The organism is Burkholderia sp. AU4i (genome assembly GCF_000466765.1).
Taxonomy (GTDB): Bacteria; Pseudomonadota; Gammaproteobacteria; order Burkholderiales; family Burkholderiaceae; genus Burkholderia; species Burkholderia cepacia.
On the sequence record NZ_ASSI01000161.1, the window covers coordinates 1 to 1431 of the forward strand.

The 1431-nt window shown below is 60.3% G+C and carries 1 protein-coding gene; it reads left to right on the forward strand.

Annotated features, from left to right (window positions below; all coding sequences use genetic code 11):
* Positions 1–118: 118 nt before the first annotated feature.
* Positions 119–1384 carry an IS256 family transposase gene (locus tag L810_RS31870; protein WP_011486526.1) on the forward strand — a complete coding sequence of 422 codons (1266 nt, stop codon included), beginning with the start codon at positions 119–121 and terminating at the stop codon, positions 1382–1384.
* Positions 1385–1431 lie beyond the last annotated feature (47 nt).

Consider the following 1431-nt stretch of genomic DNA (forward strand, 5'->3'; position numbering starts at 1 on the left):
GAGCTAAAGTCGGAAGTGGTGTACGGGGGAGTTGAGGCGGAAGGTTGAAGGCGGTGGAGGTTTCAGCTGAGAATCTGATTGTCGAAGTCGGAAACCAGCAAACAACAAACCATCCACCATGAGCAAGTTTACGGAAAAAGAAGTCATCGGTCTATCGGGTGCCGGTCTCGGCCTGGACGAGTTGGTCCGCCAAGGAGCACGGCAGGTGATTCAACAAGCGATTGAAGCGGAGCTGGCAGAGCTGATGGAGCGGTTCGCGAACGTCAAGACCATGCACGGGCAGCGCGCCGTGGTGCGCAACGGCTACTTGCCGGAACGCGAGGTATTGACGGCGGCCGGGCCGATTCCGGTGAAAGTGCCGAAGGTGCGCGATCGATCGGGATCAGGCGTGAAGTTCAATTCGTCGATCGTGCCGCCGTACGTGAGGAAGTCGCCCCGCGTGAGCGCCGCGTTGCCGTGGCTGTATCTGAAGGGCATCTCGACGGGCGACATGAGCGAAGCGTTGAGCGTGCTGTTGGGTGAGGATGCCAAGGGTTTGTCGGCGAATGTGGTGAGCCGGCTAAAGGCGCAATGGACCGAAGAACACGTAGCCTGGAGCAAGCGAGACTTGTCGAAATCGCGCTATGTGTACTGGTGGGTCGACGGCATTCACACCGGGCTGCGCAGCGAGAATTCGGACGGTCAATGCCTGCTGGTGATCATCGGCGTGAGGCCGGATGGGAGCAAAGAGCGCGTGGCGATCGGCGACGGCTACCGTGAGACGAAGGCGTCGTGGCTGGAGCTGCTGCTGGAGCTGAAAGCGCGTGGCTTGCAGGCGGGGCCATTGCTGGCTGTTGGCGACGGCGCAATGGGCTTCTGGGCGGCCCTGGAAGAAGTGTTTCCGGCCACGCGTGGCCAGCGCTGCTGGTTTCACAAGATGGGCAACGTGCTCAATGCGCTGCCGAAGTCGCAACAGGGGCGCGCGAAGGCGGACATGCAGGCGATCTGGATGGCCGCCACGCGCGCCGAGGCACATGCCGCGTTCGATCGTTTCGTGTCGATCTATGCGGCGAAATATCCGAAAGCAGCCGAAACGCTGAAGAAGGATCGAGACAGCTTGCTCGCGTTTTACGACTTCCCTGCCGAGCATTGGCAGCATCTGCGCACCACCAACGCGATCGAGTCGACGTTCGCGACCGTGCGGCACCGCACGACACGTACGCGCAATTGCGTGTCGCGACCAACCTTCCTCGGTCTGGCATTCAAGCTGATCGAGGAGGCTGAGAAGACTTGGCGCCGTATTAACGGCCCGGAAAAGATCAAGCTGTTGCTCGAGGGCATTGCCTTTAAGGACGGCGAACCGGTGCAAGACGATCGACCGGTTCAGCAGAAACGCGCCGCTTGAAATCGACCGCCATCAAAATGTTCGTACACCACTCTTGACGTTAGCTC